The sequence below is a fragment of the Spirosoma flavus genome (assembly GCF_054778555.1).
Window position 1 is genome coordinate 1,343,385 of sequence record NZ_BAAGZL010000002.1, and the last position, 21,548, is coordinate 1,364,932.

At 47.2% G+C, this 21,548-nt stretch carries 17 protein-coding genes; 16 read left to right on the forward strand and 1 reads right to left on the reverse strand.

Annotated elements, in window-relative coordinates:
- Positions 1-270 precede the first annotated feature (270 nt).
- From ACYVF1_RS14410 to ACYVF1_RS14485, 16 genes are all read left to right on the forward strand, one after another.
- Positions 271-2,625: a polysaccharide biosynthesis/export family protein gene (locus ACYVF1_RS14410; protein ID WP_461079871.1), complete on the forward strand. Its 2,355-nt coding sequence runs from the start codon at positions 271-273 to the stop codon at positions 2,623-2,625.
- A gap of 16 nt (positions 2,626-2,641) precedes the next feature.
- A complete protein-coding gene (locus ACYVF1_RS14415) occupies positions 2,642-3,760 on the forward strand; it encodes a hypothetical protein (RefSeq protein WP_461079873.1) in 1,119 nt (372 codons plus the stop codon).
- A 102-nt stretch (positions 3,761-3,862) separates the two neighbouring features.
- Positions 3,863-4,702: an ABC transporter permease gene (locus tag ACYVF1_RS14420; protein ID WP_461079875.1), complete on the forward strand. Its 840-nt coding sequence runs from the start codon at positions 3,863-3,865 to the stop codon at positions 4,700-4,702.
- An 84-nt stretch (positions 4,703-4,786) separates the two neighbouring features.
- Positions 4,787-6,067, forward strand: coding sequence for an ABC transporter ATP-binding protein (locus ACYVF1_RS14425; RefSeq protein WP_461079877.1), 1,281 nt, complete (start codon positions 4,787-4,789; stop codon positions 6,065-6,067).
- 59 nt (positions 6,068-6,126) lie between these two features.
- A complete protein-coding gene (locus tag ACYVF1_RS14430; RefSeq protein ID WP_461079879.1) occupies positions 6,127-7,230 on the forward strand; it encodes a DegT/DnrJ/EryC1/StrS family aminotransferase in 1,104 nt (367 codons plus the stop codon).
- A 76-nt stretch (positions 7,231-7,306) separates the two neighbouring features.
- A complete protein-coding gene (locus ACYVF1_RS14435; protein WP_461079881.1) occupies positions 7,307-9,373 on the forward strand; it encodes an ArnT family glycosyltransferase in 2,067 nt (688 codons plus the stop codon).
- Between the two features lie 16 nt (positions 9,374-9,389).
- A complete protein-coding gene (locus ACYVF1_RS14440) occupies positions 9,390-10,094 on the forward strand; it encodes a WbqC family protein (protein WP_461079883.1) in 705 nt (234 codons plus the stop codon).
- Between the two features lie 112 nt (positions 10,095-10,206).
- The gene (locus ACYVF1_RS14445) at positions 10,207-10,860 is read left to right on the forward strand and encodes an acetyltransferase (RefSeq protein ID WP_461079885.1); all 654 of its coding nucleotides are present in this window, start codon (positions 10,207-10,209) and stop codon (positions 10,858-10,860) included.
- Entirely contained in the window at positions 10,860-12,053 is a 1,194-nt protein-coding gene (locus ACYVF1_RS14450) for a glycosyltransferase family 4 protein (protein ID WP_461079887.1), read from the forward strand. The genes ACYVF1_RS14445 and ACYVF1_RS14450 overlap by 1 nt, the downstream gene beginning before the upstream one ends.
- Before the next feature lie 250 nt (positions 12,054-12,303).
- A complete protein-coding gene (locus ACYVF1_RS14455; protein ID WP_461079889.1) occupies positions 12,304-13,548 on the forward strand; it encodes a glycosyltransferase family 4 protein in 1,245 nt (414 codons plus the stop codon).
- The gene (locus ACYVF1_RS14460; RefSeq protein ID WP_461079891.1) at positions 13,549-14,550 is read left to right on the forward strand and encodes a glycosyltransferase family protein; all 1,002 of its coding nucleotides are present in this window, start codon (positions 13,549-13,551) and stop codon (positions 14,548-14,550) included.
- 114 nt (positions 14,551-14,664) lie between these two features.
- The gene (locus ACYVF1_RS14465) at positions 14,665-15,492 is read left to right on the forward strand and encodes a DUF5672 family protein (protein WP_461079893.1); all 828 of its coding nucleotides are present in this window, start codon (positions 14,665-14,667) and stop codon (positions 15,490-15,492) included.
- 9 nt (positions 15,493-15,501) lie between these two features.
- Positions 15,502-16,524, forward strand: a complete 1,023-nt coding sequence (locus ACYVF1_RS14470; RefSeq protein ID WP_461079894.1) for a glycosyltransferase — start codon at positions 15,502-15,504, stop codon at positions 16,522-16,524.
- 109 nt (positions 16,525-16,633) lie between these two features.
- Complete coding sequence (locus ACYVF1_RS14475) at positions 16,634-17,656, forward strand: hypothetical protein (protein WP_461079896.1); 1,023 nt, start codon at positions 16,634-16,636, stop codon at positions 17,654-17,656.
- Between the two features lie 112 nt (positions 17,657-17,768).
- Entirely contained in the window at positions 17,769-18,878 is a 1,110-nt protein-coding gene (locus ACYVF1_RS14480; RefSeq protein ID WP_461079897.1) for a glycosyltransferase family 4 protein, read from the forward strand.
- Positions 18,879-18,885: 7 nt separating this feature from the next.
- Positions 18,886-20,271, forward strand: a complete 1,386-nt coding sequence (locus tag ACYVF1_RS14485) for a hypothetical protein (protein WP_461079899.1) — start codon at positions 18,886-18,888, stop codon at positions 20,269-20,271.
- A 123-nt stretch (positions 20,272-20,394) separates the two neighbouring features.
- Here ACYVF1_RS14485 and ACYVF1_RS14490 read toward each other — a convergent pair whose 3' ends face one another.
- Positions 20,395-21,501 carry an acyltransferase family protein gene (locus tag ACYVF1_RS14490; protein WP_461079901.1) on the reverse strand — a complete coding sequence of 369 codons (1,107 nt, stop codon included), beginning with the start codon at positions 21,499-21,501 and terminating at the stop codon, positions 20,395-20,397.
- Positions 21,502-21,548: the final 47 nt, after the last annotated feature.

A 21,548-nucleotide genomic window follows, 5' to 3' on the forward strand; every position in this document is an offset into this window, starting at 1 on the left:
AAAGTTCGCTTACTTTGCCGAATGAACTGTAGTGTGTACTTATAAAGCCCTAGATAACGTTACTTATAAAGCTTTGTCTCAACCCTTTTCAGGATTGTTCGACTTCTTAAAATTATGCAAAATCCGTCAATTTATCGCGACTTTCCAACAAAATATTTTCTTTCTCTTCCTTCATTTTCCAGTCGGATGTTTCGTTTGAGCGTAGTCACGTTAATTCTTTCGGCAGCTTGCCTGATCGCCCAGGCTCAGGTTATACCCTCTACGGGTTCTATGCCAAATTTGCCAGCTGGTGTGAATCCGAATAATCTACCAGCCAACGTTCGCCAGCAACTTAACCAGCGATCTGGGAAAACCGGCCAGAATATACAAACGGCTCCCGATGGACGTACATTGGTCGACCCTGCCGATACAACCATTCAGGCAAAGCCAGACAGCGTAGCCCTCAGTAACGAAACTGAAGCCGAACGAGCGCAACGTCTAGAAAAGGAATCCACTCGCCGGCGTTTGTTTGGGTTTTCAATATTTAACGATCCCAATCTAAAACAAACGTTCACGCAGAATATGAACATTGCCACGCCCCGTAACTACATCATTGGGCCCGGCGATCAGTTGAATATTCAGTTGTATGGCTACACTGAAACCGATTTTAGCCAGAAAGTGTCGCCCGATGGCAATGTATATTTTGCACAGGGAACTGGGATTGGGCCCGTTTTTGTATCGGGCTTATCGATTGAGCAAGCAAAAGTTCGTTTGACCGAGCGGCTGTCGAGACGTTTTGTTGGTCTGCGTAAATCAACGTATGGCCCACAGAATACGTATCTTGAAGTATCGCTGGGTGGCCAGATTCGCAGTATTCGTGTTACAGTTACTGGCGACGCTGTTCGGCCTGGTACGTTCACTATGTCGTCGTTATCTACTGTCATGAACGCCATCTATCTGGCTGGCGGCCCCAGTGAACTAGGGTCATTCCGAAAAGTCCAGTTGATACGTAACAACCGAGTTGCGGCTACGCTCGACCTTTATGATTATCTCCTGAACGGTACGCAACGTAACGATATTCGTTTGCAGGATAATGATAATATCCGTTTCACTACGTTTATCGAACACGTCGAAATAACGGGGACGGTTAAACGGCCCAATATTTTTGAGATGCTGCCGGGTGAAACCATGGAAAGGCTCCTCTTTTACGCTGGTGACTTCGCGGCTCAGGCTTATAAAAACCGCGTAAAAGTATCGCGACTGACCGACCGTGAAATTAAGGTTATCGACGTAACGCGCTCGGAGTTTGGTACGTTTGTGATGCAGGATGGTGACCTTGTTACGGTTGAACGTCTGCTGGACCGTTTTGAAAACCAGGTTACCATTGAAGGAGCCGTGTATCGCCCAGGGCAATATTCGCTCGACAATAGCTCAACGCTGAAACAACTTATTACAGCGGCAGAAGGGTTGAAAGGCGATGCATTTACGGGCCGGGTTAATATTGTTCGTACGCGTGACGACCTGGCGCTGGAAAACATTACGGTCAACCTCGCCAATATTCTGGCTGGCACGGAGGCCGACTTGCCGCTACAACGTGAAGACCAAGTCATCATTGCCTCACGCTTCGACCTGACCGAGCGGGCTATTATTTCCGTCCAGGGTGAAGTTAATCTGCCGAACACGGAGATCCCTTACATCGTCAACATGACGTTAAATGATGCCTTGTTACGTACAGGCGGCCTGAAAGAATCGGCTGCGGCCTCGCAGGTTGAGGTAATTCGCCGGAAAAAAGACGCTGATCCTCGTTCAGTTTCTGCCCAGACAGCCGAAGTATTCCGGTTCAATGTCAATCGCGATTTATCGCTCAGTGCGGATGATAATAAGATCGTTCTGGAACCTTTCGACCAGGTTGTGGTACGTAGATCACCTAACTATTTTGTGCAGACCTATGCTAATATAGAAGGCGAGGTAATTATCCCCGGTTCATACCCGATACGTAGTAAAGACCAGAAAGTATCGGACCTGATTAGCCAGGCTGGTGGATTGACACCCCAGGCTTACGTAGAAGGCGCTACGCTGGTACGGTCAGTCAAACTGAGCCCAGATGAAATTACTCGTCGCAAACAGGCACGTGAAGATCTGGCAGATGGCCTCTCAACCACTAAGTCTACGGTTGAAACGGATACGATTGCTGCTATTAGTCAGGAATCGATTGGTATAAACCTGAAGAAAATTCTGGCGAAGCCTGGTTCATCGGAAGATATTATGGTGCAGGAGGGCGACATATTACGTGTTCCCAAATTGCTCGAAACGGTACGTATTCAGGGTGAAGTACTGATGCCAAATACTGTAAAGTATCGCTCTGGACAGAATTTCCAAGACTATATTTCAAACGCAGGTGGTTTTACGGCCAAGTCACAACGTCGTCGCTCGTTTGTGATTTACGCCAATGGTTCGGTTGACCGGACACGAAAATTCATGTTCTTTAACGTGTATCCACGTGTTGAACCCGGTGCCGAAATCGTTATTCCGAAGAAGACATCCGTGCCACTAACGGCCCAACAGGTTCTGAATTCGACCGTTGGTATTGCTGGTTCCCTGTTAACCCTGGTCACGACCATTTTAGTTATTACCCGAGTTCGCTAAACGGCTTTTCTTACCTATGAATCCAACTAATTCAACGACAACCACCACCGCCAACTCACCGACTGTATCGCGTGCGTTGCCGCCGGATCAGATCTCACCGAAATCGGTGGTGCTACGTCTATTTAAGTTGAAAGACGTAGCTAAACGTAACTGGAAACTGCTCCTGATATTGACCGGTATAGGGGCCGTCATTGGCTTTATTTTTGACATAACCCACAAGCAGGCCCCCATTTATAATTCGTCCATCATGTTCAACCTGGGCAGTGGTTCATCGAGTGGCGGCCTGGGCGAATTAAGTCAATTGGCTGGAGCTTTTGGCTTGGGTGGTGGTGCTCCGGACGCAAATATTTTCTCTGGCGACAACTTCCTCATTTATGCCCGGTCGCGGCCGGTGGTGGAAAAGACGCTTATGAAGCACGACACCATCAACGGAAAAGACACGCTACTCGTCAATTATTACATCCGTCACAGCGGCATTCGCGATAAAGAGTGGGAAGACAACGATACGTTACGTGCTTTTTATTTCCAGCGCGCCAAACTACCGAGTGAGTATACCCGCAACGAGCAAATCGCCATGTCGACGATTTATTCACGTATTATTAAAGAAATCACCGTAAAACAACCCGAACGCAAATCGTCGTTTATGACGCTTAGCTGCGGGATGGAAGACGAACATTTGACAGCCTCCTTTCTGACAACACACCTCAAAACGATTGAGGAAGATTATCAGAGCAAGCAAACCAAGAAAACCCGCGAGATGTACGACCTGCTCAATTCGCGAGCCGATTCTATTGCGAGGATTCTATCAGGCACTGAAAATCGACTGGCTCAATACCTCGATCAAAATCAGCAGGTCGTTGTAGCTCAGGCGCGTATTACGGAAACCAAATTAACCCGCAATTCCAGCTTCCTGACTACGCTGTATTACACAGCGCTTCAACAGGCCGACAATATGCGTTTATCGCTGATTCGGGAAACTCCCCTGTTTACGATCATCGAGCCGGTAGCTTTCCCGCTGTATAAAGAGATAAAAGCCTCGCTAGGGTTACAGGCAGGTATCGCGGTCGGTTTATTTTTATCCATCATTATCATCTTCCTGCGCGAAACGTATCGCTCAATCATGAAGGAAGGATGAGTTGTAAAGTTATAGAGTTGTAGAGTTATAAAGTTTGGCGTAAAGCCCACTAACTCTACAACTTTATAACCTTATAGCTTTATAACTCTACAACTTTACAAATTGAAGAACTACGAAGTACTCATACAGCCCGGCCGCTCCGAACGGCATTATTGGCGAGATTTGTGGCGTAACCGGGAACTGATGTATATTCTGGCTATGCGCGACGTATCGGTGCGTTATAAACAAACCGCGCTTGGCACAGCCTGGGGCCTTATCCGCCCACTCACCACCATGCTGATTATGGTGTTCGTTTTCAGCAAAATTGCCAAACTCCCCTCCGATCCTGGCGTTCCATACCCACTGATGGTTTTGGGCGGGATCACAGTCTGGACGTTTTTCTCAACGGCTTTTACGCAAATCAGTAACAGCGTAACGATGAACGCCAACCTGGTGACAAAAGTCTACTTTCCCCGACTTATCATGCCAATCAGTTCAATTGCCATTAGTTTTGTCGATTTTCTGGTGTCGCTAGGGCTGTTCATTGTCATCGCGATCTGGTATCGGTTCATACCCGACTGGCATTTGCTGATGCTCCCTGCTTTTATTCTCTTGGCGTTGCTGGCTTCGCTTGCCTTTGGTTTATTCTTTGCGGCCATTAACGTCCGCTTCCGCGATATTGGCCAATTGATTCCGTTCATTGTTCAGGTGGGTTTTTACATCTGCCCCATTGCGTACAGCAGTCGGTTAGTCGCTGAGAAATCAAATGAATGGTGGGCTCCATTTTATTGGTATAATCCGATGGTGGGTATTATTGACGGCTTTCGGTGGTCGCTACTTGGGGAAAAAGCTTACTTTAATCCTCAGAGTTTATTCATATCCGTCGCTATTGTCGTCGTTTGTTTAATTTTATCGCTTTATTTTTACCGGAGCCGCGAAAACTCGTTCGTGGATGACATTTAAAGTTATAGAGTTGTAAGGTTATAAAGTTGTTGAGAAAAACTCTACGACTTTATAACCTTACAACTCTGCAACGTCCTTAATACTATGTCTGTAATTACAGTCGAAAATATTAGTAAGCAATACATCATTGACCACAAAAAGGGCAAGGGTTCTAATACGTTACGGGACGTTATTGCGGAAAATTTTCGGTCACTTTTTGGTCGTACGAAGCAAGAAGATGCCATTACTCAGGAAGAGTTCTGGGCGTTACGTGATGTAAATTTTTCGATTGAACAGGGCGACCGCGTGGGTATTGTTGGCCACAACGGCGCCGGGAAATCGACCATGCTCAAGATTCTGAGCAAAATTATTGAACCCACTACGGGTAGCGTGCGGATACGAGGCCGGGTTGCAAGTTTGTTGGAAGTCGGAACTGGATTTCACCCGGAATTGACAGGTCGTGAAAACATTTATCTGAACGGCTCGCTGCTCGGCATGACACGTAGTGAAATCCGGAAGCAGTTCGATGAAATTGTTGCCTTTGCGGGCGTCGAGAAATTTCTGGATACGCCTGTAAAACGCTATTCTTCAGGAATGTACGTTCGGCTGGGATTTGCTATTTCAGCCCACCTCGACCCTGAAATCATGATTGTGGACGAAGTGCTGGCTGTAGGTGATGCTGAATTCCAGAAGAAAAGTCTTGGCAAAATGCGGGACAACTCAGCCAGTGGACGTACCATCATCTTCGTAAGTCATAACCTGACAGCGGTTCAGGCGCTTTGTAACAAAACGCTTTATTTCGAAAAAGGGCGGCTTATTGAACAGGGCGAAACCAATCAGGTTATCGCTTCTTACCTCAGCAAAGTGTCGAAAGTTCGGCTGTTACGTCAGTGGGATACACCTGAAGAGGCCCCCGGTAATGACCTGGTACGTATCCGCCGAATTGAGCTCATCCCTGAGTATGAGGAAGATTCGAACAGCATCGACGTTCGAACGCCCATGAAACTTCAGTTCGAGTTCTGGAATATGATGGACCGGGCCAACCTGAATTTGAGCTTACACCTTAATTCACTGACCGGCGAATGCATCTTCAACATAGGCACCCAATCGACGGCCTACGAGAAAGGTCTTATCATGGGCGAATGCACCATTCCAGGCTACTTCCTGAACGACGGTACGTATACAATCTCCATGATGATTGTGAAGGATACCGTTACCGTGCTGTATAATATGGAAGAAGGCATTACCTTTGACGTAGAAGATTATCGGGAAGGGATTGCTTGGTACGGTAAGTGGCCAGGTTATGTGCGGCCTCAGTTTCCTTTCCAAACAAAAATGCTGGAATCAGCCGTCACAGAACCAGCCGCCGTAAGCAGTAAACCGTAATTTAGCCAACGTAGTACGTATCACTACGTCGACTACGTTCAGCAAACCGCCATTGATTAATGATTAACGTAACGAAGTCTTATCTACCTGATATTGAAGAGTATAATAAATATCTGGCAGAAATCTGGAAAACGGTACATCTGACCAACGATGGGCCTTTGCTACGCCGACTGGAAGACGAGTTAAAGGAATATTTGGGCGTAAAGCACCTGAAATTCTGTTCCAATGGTACGGTCGTTCTTCAGATGGCGCTCAAAGCCCTGAATATCACCAAAGAGGTTATTACAACCCCTTTTTCATACGTAGCAACTACCAATGCGCTGCTGTGGGAAGGCTGTACTCCTATTTTTGCTGACATTCTTCCCGATGATTTTAACATCGACCCGGAGAAGATCAGACCGCTCATCACCGAAAACACGCAGGCCATTATGGCTACGCACGTGTATGGCAATGCCTGCCGAATTGACGAGATTCAGGCGATTGCCGATGAGTTTAACCTAAAGGTTATTTACGACGCAGCGCATACATTCGGAGCTAAGTACAATGGTAAATCCCTCCTGAGTTATGGCGACCTCAGTACGTGTAGTTTTCACGCAACTAAGGTATTTCATACAGTTGAAGGAGGCTGCATTGTCACTGACGACGACGAAATGGCGGAGAAATTACATTTCTATCGTTCATTCGGGCATAAAAACGACGATTACAGAAGCATTGGGATTAATGCCAAAAATTCCGAGTTTCATGCAGCTATGGGGCTGTGCGTACTTCCCAAAGTGCCCGATTTGATTGCCGCCCGTAAAGAACGCTTTGGCCTATACGACAGTCAGCTTGATTTTAGCCGAATCAAACGGCCAACGCTCCTCCCCGGCATGGACTATAATTATGCCTATTATCCAGTCGTGTTCGAATCGGAGGAGGTTTTATTACGTGTTATGGAAGCGCTCATAGCACAGGATATCCTGCCACGGCGGTACTTTTATCCATCTCTCAACATTCTGCCGTTTGCGGTCGAAAAAACGGGAAAGCAACCCTGTCCTATTTCGGAAGAAGCCGCTATTTGCGTGCTTTCGCTTCCTATGTACCCCGACTTACCTGCGGAGGTCATTGACCGAATAGCTACTATCGTCAACGAAACGGTTGCCCTTGTGGACGAAAATGTATAATGTATTGACCGGGCCGGTTTCTGATGGCTGGTTTATCTGAAATCAGCGATTCAACAACCCCACCCGGGCATTCCGTATGGTCATTTTATATCTATTTCTCCTTTCGCTTTTTCTTGTTTACGTGGGTTACCTTGCTACTCACATTAGTCGTCCGTCCTTATCCGAGTGGTGGTTGACTACGTTTTTGCTGGGAGCAGGCAGCGTCATATTAACTGGATTTATTTTATCGGCTCTCTACCAGACCGCCAACGCCCCAGTCTGGGCTGGCTCAGTAGTAGTTATGGCTGGTGTATTGGGCATGATACTCAGGCGACTGATTCCCAGAAACCAACCTTCTTCACAGAGACGATTTTCACTACGTCAGTTAATCAGCCAACGCAGACAAACGTTTAAAGATTGGTTTAGAGGTCTTTCGACTTATTCACGATTTCTATTTGTTACCTTGTTCGCTACGTTAGCGATCATCGCCTTCACGAATTTGGTGCTGGTTTTCTTTACCGTTCCTAACGAATGGGACAGCATGACCGGCCACTTGAATCGGGTGATGCAGTACGTTCAACGGGGGACGATGCGTCATTTTGGGGGCACCAACTGGAACATGGATACGTACCCGAAAAGTGTCTGCACGCTCCAGATTTATTCGTTTCTGATGACGGGGCGCTTCGAGAACGCGTTCAAATTTATTCATCACCTGAGTTACTGGACAGCTATTGTGGCTGTTTTTGGTATCGTTCAGCGAATTGGTCAGAATCGGCTATCGGCTAGTTTTTTCTGCGCATTAGGGTACGCACTCCTGCCCGATTTTTTAATGCAGGCCATTACGACCGAAACCGATATCGTCCTGACGGCTTATTTGAGTGTACTGCTTTACATGCTCTTCATGTATCGCCAGACGCAGGATAACCGCTATTTATATATGGCTGGCATGGCATTTGGCATGGCATTCGGCCACAAAATCACCTTTGCGCTACTGCTGCCGTCCGTGTTTGTCATAATGATTTACACCGTTTTTCTATCACCTTCCTGGATCGTTACGTTTGGGCGAGTTTGGAGATTAGGAGCAGCTATTATACTAGGTGTCTGCCTGTGGACATTACCAACGGGTTACCTGAAAAATCTGGAAGTGTTTGGGCACCCGATCGGTCCGCCGACGGCGCTGAAACACCAGTCGGTTGAACGGGCCGGCTCGTTCAGGAATCTGCTAGAACAAGGAAGTCGTAACGTAGTACGATATGGTTACGATCACATTAATCTGGACGGCATACGGAATACTCAAACGGGAGCGGCATTGAATCATACCATGCGTCAACCGCTGGTCTGGCTGGAAGATAAACTGCATTTGCGGCTGGATGAAGAAACCGACTTTTCCATCATGCCTTTTACCTTCGACCGCCGATTTGTGTATTACAATGCCAATCCGTACTGGGGTATTTTCGGCTTCGGCTTAATTTTCCCCTTACTGATACTGGTGCTAGTCGGTTTTCTACGTTCAACGCCCCATTTTTTTCTGGGAATCGCCCTGCTGGTGCATTTTGCGGCCCTCTCCTACTCCGCGCCATACGATCCTTTCAAAGGACGATATTTCATCGAAACAGGATTATTCGGCATTACATTTCTCGCGCTTGTATTCCTCTCACCCCGCTTGAACGTAGAGCAATCAGGACGTAGTATCTGGAAGGGCTACGTGGGTTTGGCTACCGTATTGGGCTGTCTATCAGCGTTAATGTGTGTATTCTTGAACATTCGTGCACTACCTTTTGCCTGGACATCGCCCGACGGAAAACAGTTTTCGTCTGTATTTGAATCGGATCGCATTCGGCAAATAACCATCGGACGCCCTGATACGTATATGCCTTACAAACGGTTCGATGAGCTTGTGCCTGATAACGCAACGGTGGCGCTGGCAACGATAAATGATGATTACGAATATCCGTTGTATGGCCCTCACTTATCGCGTCGGTTGATTGCTATCAATCCGTTTGAGAAGGGGTTGCAACCAATTCCCAAAAACGCTGATTATCTTTTCTTTGACAAATCCGTCATGAAACCCCAACCCGGTGACGTACGCCTGGGAACCGACACAACAATGCGGGCCATCATGACTGTACCAGGAGAAGATTATTACCTACGAAAACTGAAATAGCCATAAGTTTCTGCCTATGACACTCGCCATTATGCAGCCTTATTTCCTGCCTTACATTGGCTATATGCAGCTCATGAAGGCTGTCGATACGTTCGTTCTCTATGATGACGTAGCGTTTATCAACCGGGGCTGGATAAATCGCAACCGACTGTTAATCAATGGACAGGAATTTATGTTTACGGTTCCATTGAAAGACGCCAGCCAAAATAAACGTATCAACGAAGTACATTTGGCCGACGACCCAAAGTGGCGAAGTAAGCTCCTGAAAACCATAGAACAAGGCTATCGGAAAGCACCCTTTTACCAAACGGTGATGCCGTTGACCGAAAAAATCGTCAATTTTACCACCGATTCCATTGCCGATCTTGTGCATATCGGCCTTGTCGAATTAAATCAATACTTGGGACTGACCACTGAATTGGTCAAATCTTCGTCGATTTACGACAACGTAGCATTGAAAGCACAGGAGCGAATTCTGGATATTTGTCGACAAACCGGCGCAACCCAATATATCAATCCGATTGGCGGCACCGAATTGTACGATAAGCCTACTTTCGCGGAGGCCGGAATTCAATTGAACTTTATCAAGTCGAAGAAAGTCGAATACTTACAAGCCAGCAAAACGGCTGAGTTTGTACCCTGGCTGTCTATTATCGACGTACTGATGTATAATGACGTACCAGCGGTTCAAGCTATGCTGGACGAATATGAACTAATGTGAAAGAGCGAAAGAGCGAAAGAGTGAAAGAGCGAATGACTGTCTAATATGGCAATAATCGACCTCTTCTCACTCATTCGCTCTCTCACTCTTTCGCTCTTTCGCTCTTTATGAAATGGCTAAAGTTGTAATTTTTGGGGTGATGGATACCGCCGAACTGGCGCATTTCTACCTCACAAATGATTCGGAACACGACGTAGCGGCTTTTACTGTCAGCCGTGAATACATGAATGGCACCGAATACAAAGGGTTGCCGCTTGTGGCGTTTGAAGAAGTTGAAACGCTGTTTCCGCCCCAGGAATATAAATTTTTTGCTCCCATGACTGGTCGAAACATGAACCGCAACAGGGAGCGTATCTATCTGGAAGCCAAAGCTAAAGGTTACGAATTCATTTCGTACATTAGTTCAAAGGCCACAGTTTTTGGAAATCAGATTGGCGAAAATTGCTTTATCCTAGAAGATAATACTATCCAGCCTTTCACTACGATTGGCAACAACGTAGTGCTTTGGAGCGGCAATCACATTGGTCACCACGGCCAGATTAAGGATCACGTGTTTTTTACATCACACGTAGTGATGTCTGGCCACTGCGTTATTGAGCCATACTGCTTTTTTGGGGTCAATAGTACCATCCGAGACTACCTGCATATCGCAACCGGTACGTTGGTTGGTATGGCATCAGCCATTTACAAAGACACTGAAGAGTGGGGACTTTACCTCGGTAATCCTGCCAAAAAACTTCCCAAGCCCAGCTACGAAGCCTATTGATGAACGTTCTCTTCATCGGCCACGATGCCAACCGGGCTGGAGCTCAATTAGTTTTACTGAATCTGATGCGCCTTCTTAAAGAGAAAGGAGTTCAGATGCACCTTTTGCTAGGCGACGGCGGACCACTTTTGCCCGACTATCAGGCTATTTGTCCCGTAACAATATGGCCTGCTTCGGAACGATACGTCGTTGGTGCCATTGCTGATAAAGCACTTTGGAAATTGGGACTGTGGCAGCGATTTCACGACCGGCAGCGAAAAGCGCAGCAACAGGCCGTTCAGGCAAAGCTCAGTCTCGATTCATTCGACCTCATTTTGGTGAATACCGTTACCAGCGGTCATTGGTTCAGTCAATTGGCGATTCCCGACACTACGCCAGTCACTACGTTCGCGCATGAGCTGGCTATTTCGGTACGTATCTATACCAAGCCGGATGAGTTGGCTTATCTGCTACGTCGCACCAACCGTTTGCTAGCGGTATCCGAAGCCACGGCTCAATACTACGTTCAGGAACACGGTTTTCCTGCGGAACGCATCACGCTTTATACGCTCATTGATACGCCCGCATTGGCACGTAACGTAGCGACTGCACGTCAGCAAGAGAATATATACGAAACGTTAGGCGTACCTGCTGATGCGCTGATTGTAGGCGGTTGCGGTAACGCGGAGTGGCGCAAAGGCAACGACTTGTTCGTTACGCTGGCCCGACAGGTGATTGGCCGTTTTCACAGTGCTGACCAGCCTGTTCATTTTGTGTGGGTGGGTGTACCACCGGGTTCGTTACGTGACGATTTACTGTTGGATATTCAAAAGGCAGGTTTGTCTGATTACGTCCACCTGATTCCGCCTACACCCGACGTACTACGTTATATGACTGGTTTCGACGTATTTGTGTTGTGTTCACGGGAAGACCCCTATCCGCTTGTGGTGTTCGAAGCTGGGCTTTGTGGCGTGCCAGTCGTATGTTTTCAAGGTGCTGGCGGCTCTCCTGAACTGGTAGAAAATGATGGGGGATTTGTTGTTCCGTATCTGGATATGGACACCATGAGTCAACGAATCCAGGAATTGCTAAACCAACCCGAACTTCGAAACAAAATGGGCGAGCGATTAAAGGAAAAAATTTTAATACGTCATCCGGCTCAACAAAGTATTGAGTCAATTGTGACCTTATTTAATCAGCTTACTCTCAAATAGAACACCATCGCTTTTCGGCTAGGCGGCAGATATTATTAACAATCTGATTTTCAAGAGCCTTAAAATCAATTTTAATTATATAAAATCATTTTAGTTCAATATTTCGTAAAAAACCTGGAATTGAGAGCTAACTTTCCGCTTATATACGTGTTCACCCTATAACTCTCACACTCCCATACGATTGGCGGCAATTTTAACTATTTACTTTCCGAGATAATCATGCAAGTGGCTATTTCTTAAACAGTTTCGTATGAGAATTGCAGTATGGCATAATCTTCCAAGTGGAGGTGGAAAACGCGCAATGTTCTATCACTTAAAAGGACTAAAAGAGCGCGGTCATCAGATTGAGATATGGACCACCCCATTGGCAGATAACCAGTACCTTGACTTTCAATCAATTGGACCTATACATATTGTCCCATTAGCTCCACCTGCCAACCCAATTCCGGCTAGTGACCGAATCGGCTATTTGAGTTTTCAGCAAGACTCAGCTATGAGAGCAATGGAGGCTCACAGCCGAACCTGCGCGGAGCAGATTCAGGCGGGTGGTTTCGAGATTCTGTTTGCCAATAGCTGCATGACCTACGCAGCTCCTTATATTGCTCGCTTCGTGTCGATCCCGACGCTTTTGTACCTGGGCGAACCGCTACGCTACCTGCATGAAGCGCAGCCTACATTACCATGGACTGCTCCTGAAGAAACACCAAAATGGACTAGTTTGGCTTACTGGCGTATGCTGGGCAACGATCTCTGGCGGGAGCGTCGCTTTCGGGTGCTTATGCGGGAAGAACGACAGAATTTCTGGGCTTACGATCAGGTTCTGGTCAATTCAATTTATTCAGCCGAAACGTGTGCACGGGTTTATGGTAAAGATGCCGAAGTAGGCTATCTAGGTGTCGATACCGAAATTTTCCGGCCGCTCAATTTAGAACGAGAGCCGTTTGTGATCAGTACGGCCAGTTTTCAGGCCCGGAAAGACCCTGGTTTCATCATTGATGCATTGAGTTATATACCCGCAGCCAGCCGCCCAGCACTGGTATGGGTGGCTAATTACACCAATCCTGATTATGAGGCCCAGATGCAGCAGTATGCGCTGGACGCTGGCGTCGAACTGACACTGAAAAAAATGGTGTCGGATGAAGAACTGGTTACGCTGCTCAATCTGGCTAGTGCCTTTGTGTATGCCCCCCGGCTTGAGCCTTTCGGACTGGCCCCGCTGGAAGCCAATGCTTGTGGTTTGCCCGTTGTAGCGGTAGCGGAGAGCGGTGTTCGTGAATCAATCCAGCACCTTCAGAATGGTTTACTCGTCCATCGGAATGCTCGTCAGATGGGCCGAGCCATTGAACGAGTGCTTCAGGATGACGAACTTTGGCAAAAATTATCGACGGAAGCACTGGAGCAGATTGAAAACAAATGGTCGATGAAGCACTGCATTGACCGGATTGAAGAAGCTCTTTACAAAACAGCGGTGCGCAAGAAAGAAACTCAGCCTTAAATGGTACTTGCTTTTACAATTTGCTCGGTTAATTACCTGGCGCAGGCCCGAACGTTGGGCGATTCGCTCCGTCAGACTAACCCTGAGTATAACTATATAATTGGCCTGGTCGATAGACTGGACGTAGCAAATTTACCCAACGACCTCATACCAGAGTACCCAATGGTTGAGGTCCATAACATTCACATTCCTGACTTTCAGGCGATGTGTGATCGCTACGACATTACCGAGTTGAATACGGCAGTTAAGCCTTTCTTCATCGACTATTTTTACAATACATATCCAGACGTTACACAGGTCATTTATTTTGATCCGGATATCATTGTTTACCAGCCCCTTACACAATTAAATCAGGCGCTGGACAAGCATAGTATTGTCCTTACTCCGCACACCTGCTCCCCCACCCCTGACTGGAAACGGCCGAACGATCAGCATCACCTGAACACGGGTATTTTTAACTTAGGATTTATCGGCCTACGTAACGACGAAACCGCTCGGCAGTTTGTGAACTGGTGGAAACGGCGGCTGGTTTATGAGTGCCGGATTGACCTTTGCAGCGGCATGTTTGTCGATCAGCAGTGGGTAAATTTTGCGCCTGTTTATCACGATAACGTATTGATTGATAACAATCCCGGTTATAACGTAGCGTACTGGAATATTCACGAACGGTATCTCTCACTGAATGAGGCTGGCCAGTGGCAGGTTTCTAATACGGCTGATAAATCTGGTCCACTTTTGCAGTTTTTTCATTACAGCGGCTACGATCCTTACAAGCCCGACAACGTATCGAAATACCAGGATCGCTATACATTTGATGAACGGCCAGATATAAAGCCAGTCTTTGAACTGTATAAAGATCGGCTGATAGAAAACAACAACGAGCAGTACCGGAAATACCCTTGTGTTTATATCAAGCCGCCAAAAATGCTACGTTACCGGCGCGTTCGTAAAGCGATTAATATGCCGTTCAATCAGTTGATTTCGCTACTGGAATCGATCTGAGTAGCTTTTTGATTTCATGTTTTGGAGAGATTTCGGCAATTGTTACGTCCGTATGGCCACATTTGCGAAATTTGCAAAATAACTTGCTCGATTCGTCAGGGAATCATCCATTGAATGAAGTCACCTGCTTCTGTTTCTGTTAACGTAGTAATTCCGGTTTATAAGCCGCAACTCACTGAATACGAACGTGTTTCACTAACTCAGTGTCTGCGTGTGCTGGCCGATTATCCTATCTGGCTGGCGGCTCCGCACTCGCTCGATATTTCGGCGTATCAAACCCTGGGGCCAAACTTACAGGCACGAACCTTCGACGACCATTATTTTACAGACGTGCAGGGCTACAATCGCCTAATGCTCTCGGAAGGATTTTATCAGGCTTTTGCTGACCAGGAATATGTATTGATTCACCAGTTGGACGCTTTTGTTTTTCAGGACGACCTTACCTTCTGGTGTCAGCAGGGTTATGATTATGTTGGGGCGCCCTGGTTGCGGGATCGTGATTTTACGGGTTTATACGACCGTGTTACGTTCCAAATCCGGCAGCAAATCGCTACGTGGCTCATTTTAAAAAAAGAGGACGGCATCACGCCCCGTGAAATTATTAATCTGAATGGGGTTGGTAATGGCGGTTTCACCCTTCGGCGCATACCGGCCATGCTACGCTGCCTAAAGCGATTTCAGAAAAAGATTGCGGAGTATGAACGCATTCACATGCACCAGTACCATGAAGACGTGTTCTGGGGTATTGAAGTGAACCGCTACTGGCCCAATCTGCGTATTCCAACCTATCGAAAAGCCCTGCATTTTTCGATTGAGTTTTTCCCAAAATGGGCTGTAGAGCATTACAACGGTGGTCTATTACCTTTTGGATGCCATGCCTGGGACATACACGGCACGGAATACTGGCGTCCGATTTTTGCCCGTTATGGTTACCAAATTTAGCTTGATTCAATGACCTTACCGGACCGCCCTCGCATTTCTATCGCCTTATGTACGTACAATGGCAGCGCCTATCTACCAACGCAATGGCAAAGCCTGCTTGATCAGCAGCTACGTCCTGATGAGGTAATTATCTCCGACGATTTATCGACAGACGACACGCCAGATTTACTCAAGAAGTTAGCCGCCGAAGCTCCATTTTCAGTACGTATTCTAAACAATACAAATCGGTTAGGCTCAAATAAGAACTTTGAACGGGCTTTAGCGGCCTGTACGGGCGATTTGATTTTTCTCTGTGATCAGGATGATAGCTGGCTTCCGGAAAAAATCAGCACGATGACCCAATACATGAATCAATTTCCTGAGGCTCAGGTCGCTTTTTGTGACGCCTGGGTCACTGATGAGCAGCTCAACGGCCGTCAACAGCGGTTCTGGGAAGTGGTCCGGTTCGACAAACGCGCGCAGAAGCGGGCTCAAAACGGCGAAATGATGGAAATTATCCTCGATGGAAACCGTATGATGGGTTGCGCCACCGTTGTCCGTCGTTCGTTTCTATCAACAACATTACCAATTCCAGCCGATATACCCGGTTATATTTATGACGGCTGGCTGGCTCTCGTGGCTGCTTTATCCAATCAGCTTTATTTTATTGATCAGCCGTTGCAATTATATCGAACACATGTGCAGCAGCAGGTAGGCGTCCGTGAGCAGGAAGCGCCACCAGTCGTGCGTTTACAGGACCGCTTTGCCCGGCGCAGAGAAGGAAAATTAGGTCCACTACGTGAAAAAGAAGCGCTTTTCGCCAGAATCGATCAGCTTTTAAGCAAACGTATCAACACAGAAACACCCGGTATGCCGATGCTACGTCGACGACTGACCCATTACAGGATGCGGAGTCATTTGCCAGAAAATCGGTTGAAACGAATCGCCCCCGTCTTTACCAGTATTTTTAAAGGAAATTACCATCGTTACGCCGACGCTTCAGCAAACTGGATGGCACCTTATCTGGCTATTTTGGGCGATTTGCTGGAATAAAAGTTGTATAGTTATAGAGTTGTAATGTTATAGGGTTGTGTGGCTGTCAAACCTAACTTTACAACCCTACAACCCAACAACTTTACAACTTTTCCTTAGTTTTGCCACCGTGTTACTTACCGTCTGTACAATTCATCAACTGCCCCAGGCTTACGCGCTGGCCGATAATTTCCGTCAATTTGCCGCTACGTCGACTGGGCAGGCAGGTCCTGTGCTTATCGGATTGGCCGACGATCCACACCAATTGCCTGCCAATTTTGTATCGCCATACCCATTACTTCCCATTAGTGAGCTACTTTCAGTTGATGAATTAAGTGCGCTGTCTGCTACGTATACGCCGACCGAATTTGCCGCTGCCTGCAAGCCGTTATTCATCAAAGAAGCGTTCCGACGCTACCCGAATGCCGCTACGTTGCTGTATGCCGATGTTAATCTTCGTTTTTTTGCCTCGTTAGCTCCTATTCAGGAACTGCTCAATACAGCTAATCTTGTACTGACGCCCCTACTGACCCGCAGCCTGGATGAGTCGGATACATATTGGCCTGACGAAAAAGCGTTTCAGAACGTAGGGCTTTACAGCGCTGACTTTATGGCCTTTCGACGTTCTGAGGAAACAGATCGATTGCTGGCCTGGTGGGATGATCGCGTTCGTACCCGTGCTTACGTCAATTTCTGCGAAGGGCTTTGCACCGATCAAATTTGGCTTATGCACATGCCGGTTTATTTCCGGAACGTAACGGTTATTCGTAATCCCGGCTGGCACGTAGCACTCTGGAACTTACCCGAACGAGCGCTTCGACAGGAAGGTAGCGGCTGGTTGGTCGATGGCCCGGCCGGACGTAATGAGCCCCTATTATTTGCCAATTTTAAAGGGTTACACAATCCCGATGAAGGATTTTTTCCGTACCAGACCCGACATAAATCAGGCAAACGAATTGATGTTATGACGCTGCTCGCTACGTATCGTCAGGCGCTTTCACTGCAAAAATTACCAGCTCTCTCTGCGATTAAACCTGCTTACGGGCAAACGCCAGAACCGGTGGTGTTACGTGGCTGGCGATACGTAACGGTTAACATGTTACGTTCTATAACTGGGTTCGTGAATCGAGTGCCACTTCCGGTCATTAAATAACGCATCCTCCGAGGGCAACGGTTTCGGCAAGGTTTTATCAACAAATAGCACTATTTTTGCGGGTGTACTATCTCAGAAAAATACAACTGAGTGTGTACGTATCACTCCCTTTATGAAAGTCCTGTTCGACCATCAAGCCTTTACGGGTTTGCCCTACGGGGGCGTTTCCCGCTATTTTTTCGAGCTGATGCGTTCGTTTGCCAAATGGCCTGAGATTGAGTTCGATTTATCGCTCCGGCTATCGAATAATGAGTATCTGGAGCAGGAATCGTTCAGCAATCACCTGCGTTATCGTCGCCTGTCGGGTTCCCGAAATATTAATCGCCTGGCTTCTTTATTGAACCGTTTATATAGCCAGCAACGTATTCAGGCGGGCAAATTCGACGTTTTTCACCCAACGTATTATCATCGTTATTTCTTGGATTCGATTGGCTCTAAGCCCTTGGTTATTACGTTTCACGATGCAGCCAGTGAGCGTTACGGAGATCAATATCCTGAACTGGGGAAAGGACTATATGATATTAAAAAGGAGTTGATACGTAGAGCCGACTGCATTATCTCTGTTTCCGAGTATTCGAAGCAGGAAATCCTTCGGTATTTTCCGGTGAATCCTGAAAAAATTAAAGTGATTCATCTGGGAACCCGGCTGCGGAAGCAATCGGCCGGGAAAGCGCCTATGGGACGGCCAATTCCTATGCCTTACCTGCTTTACGTGGGTAAGCGGGAAGTATATAAAAACTTCGACGTTTTTTTTCGAGCCATTCAGCCTGTATTACAGCGTCATCCTGATTTGCATTTGGTTTGCGCAGGGGGCGGTCCTTTTTCGCAGCAGGAACATAATTCGTTTTACGCTGCCCGTCTCGCCGATCGGGTTCTCTATCGTTCGGCATCCGACGAGAGCCTACTCGCGCTATACCAACACGCCCGGGCGTTTGTTTTTCCGTCTCTGAACGAAGGGTTTGGCATTCCTGTGCTGGAAGCCTTTGGCAATGAGTGCCCGGTGGTGCTTAGTAATGCTAGTTCTTTACCCGAAGTGGCGGCTGAAGCGGCTTTGTATTTTGATCCGGAAGACGACACTTCCATAGAGCATGCTATCGAACGTATTGTTACGGACGATGAACTCTGCGCCGATTTGCGCCAGAAAGGCACCGAACGCCTTCGTGATTTTTCCTGTGATAAAACAGCCCGGCAGACGCTGGACGTGTATCAGTCGTTAGTTTAACGTAATCATGACTAAGTTTTTTCGCTTTCTGCAAACGATAGACCTCATTCGCTTAGTGGTGGGGATTTGCATGTTGCTCGATGGCTACCCGATTATCTTTTTCTTTCGCGATACGTTGCATCTGGCTCCCAACAGCACAGCGTTTACGGCGGCTGGTTTTGCAGGTGGCCTTTTGCTGATGGTACCCTTTACGTTTCTGCAACGTCTGTATCGACCGAACATAATGATGCTGACGCTTCTGATCGGGTTCCTGGCCATGAGCATTTTTTACATGTTTTTCTTCAATGGTAACCCTCACTTTGAAGATTATGGCAAAGACCTGATTTATTACGCCTACGTGCTGATTTTCATGTTTTTGCTCATCAATATTCCGAATGACATCATTCGGGTATTCATTCCGGTTGTCGTTTTTTTTACCCTCGTATCGAATATGGCGTTGCTGTATTCGCTCATTACCGACCCCACCTGGACCGTTGGACAACGGGCAACTATCTCGCTGGGTGACAATGACGACGGGTCGGGTAACCCGCACGTATTTGCCCGTAATGCGTTTATGGGAATTGTGGCCTGTGGCATCTGGATTATGCGGCCCAATACGCACATCCTGTTCAGGCTGCTTTCGTTTTTTTCGGGCTCCTTCAGTCTCGCGATTCTCATCCTGACACAAACCCGTTCGTCGATCGTGGGTCTGATTCTGGCGGTTATCTGCTTTCTATATTTCAATGCCCGGCCTGCTCAGATACGCTCAACTATTCGGGGACTATTCAAGCCTATTCCCATCACTATCATGCTGGTTGGGGTTGTCAGTATCATCGTTTTTTTTCAGCGAAACTATGATACGTATGCGGTACTCTATGGCTACGTGATTGGATTCATGGAACGTAACATGGACAACATCTATGCGCTGTTAGGCATGAAAGCCAAAGGCGCTGATTATAGTGCCGTTCTGGATGAATCAGCGGCTAACCGCTCAACCAGTGCAGGATTCTTTTACATCGTAATCACGGGTCACCTGCATATGCTCATTCTGGGGTATGGCTACAAATATTTTTACCTCGACATCCCGATGATAGAATCACTGATTGACCAGGGTATTTTTGGCTTTCTGTTATTTGGTGGCATAAACGTGATGGCGATCTATTACTGCTACAACATCATGCGGACAAACCCTAATCCGCTCAGTACGTTTCTGGCCTACTTTTACACGCTCATTTTCGTGCTGGTCTTTACGGGTGGGCGTCCTTACGAAATTACGTTCCTGTTTCCGTTAGCTATGATGACCCGATTTATGGGCCAGGAGCATCTATTCCCGGCTTATCTGGTAGATCATCCCGAAGAAAGCAACGATAATTATCTGGTTGTGCAGGAAGAAATGGTAGGTAGCCCTGGCTGATTCGATAAAAGCTTTTTGCAGAGAAGTTAAAAAGTTATAGAGTCGTAAGGTTGTAGAGTTTTTAGCTCATGCGAAGCCAACTCTACAACTTTACGACTCTATAACTTTTTAACGTCAATCGCACTAGTTAGCTCGGGGACGTACCATTCTGGGGTTCCAGCGTGTTTGAATGAATGTTTGAGCCGGTTTTTCAATAAGATGGTAGCAAACCATCGTCACAACAAATAAGGCCACAAACGTAAATATATCCCGTAGGAATGTATCCCCAAGCGCGAGGGGATCAATCTGCTTAAACAACCTAATTACAGGCAGTTGCAGAATATAAATGCCGTAGCTGATTTCACCTAGATACACCAGAGGACGCCAAGAAAACAGCTTTGTTAACGGCGTATTCGTTTGCAGGCTCAACCCAGTTATAAAGAGAATAAAAACGGGCGTCAGTACTCCTCCCTGCGCGTATTGCATGATGAAAATGTCAGAGCCAAGCCCAACGATTCCGACAGCGCCGAGTAGCAGCATTCCCCAGGAAAGCCGGTTGCGGTTGGCAGAAGCGGGATTCTGACGGACGTAGCGCCAGAAAAGCAGTCCGCTTATACATCCGTTAACAAAGGACGCTACGTGTATCCAAGGCGAATAATTCAGTAGATTATGATGCGCTTCGGGAGACAAATTAATCGGTATCAGATGATCCGCTATCGCGTAAAATAAGCCAACGCCAACCAGCCAGCAAACAACAGTCATTCCCAATAGCAGGCGATTGGACAACAAATCTAAGCGAGGTAACAGCCAGGGGAAAATTGCGTAAAAAAACATTTCAACCGATAGAGACCAGCCCGGCCCATTCAACGTATCGGCCAGCGACGGAATCCAAGCTTGCGTCAGGGTCAGGCTAGCTATTACTGAAGCAGGCGTTACGGTTTGGGCATACAGAACCGTCAGCACGAATAAAGTCAGCAATAAGGCGAAAAAATAAAGCGGAAAAATCCGGGCGAAACGAGCCAGCCAGAACTGTCGCCGGTTGATGGTGCCGCTACGTTCCCGTTTCGACTGATACGTTATGGTCAGGATGAATCCGGATAAGACGAAGAAATAAACGACGGCTACGCTGCCATATTCAATCAGGTATCGTCCCGGATAAACCGTAAAGGGATACGTTCCGCGAGCGCCATGAAAAACCAGGACAACGGCAGCCGCAATAAACCGCGTAAACGTAAGCTGGGGTATCTGCATGAGTTGGTTATAACTAATAGCCTGATCACGACAGACACGCTATCGAC